Annotated in this window: 1 protein-coding gene; it reads right to left on the bottom strand. The window is 51.5% G+C overall.

All coding sequences use genetic code 11. The features are described 5' to 3' along the window. A partial coding sequence (locus tag SB754_RS22595; protein ID WP_410784508.1) for a PEP/pyruvate-binding domain-containing protein occupies positions 1-241 on the bottom strand: 241 nt, incomplete at both ends.

The following is a 241-nucleotide window of genomic DNA, read 5'->3' as shown; positions in this document are numbered from 1 at the left end:
CGACATTTTCTCCGAGTCCCCATGCACCATCGATGAGGACGACATGGGGAAAACCGGTATCGGTATCGAGAGAAAAAGCAACCCCCGCACAGGCTTTGTCAGAACGCACCATTTTTTGCACGCCTACCGACAACGCCACTTGCATGTGGTCGAAGCCTTGAGTTTCTCGGTAACTAATCGCGCGATCGGTGAACAACGAAGCATAGCATTTTCGACAAGCTTCGAGAACCTCATCTTGTCC

Source organism: Leifsonia sp. SIMBA_070 (genome assembly GCF_046534635.1).
Lineage (GTDB): Bacteria > Actinomycetota > Actinomycetes > Actinomycetales > Microbacteriaceae > Leifsonia.
Note: the sequence above shows the minus strand (reverse complement) of the source record. Positions and strands in the feature narration are given on the sequence as shown.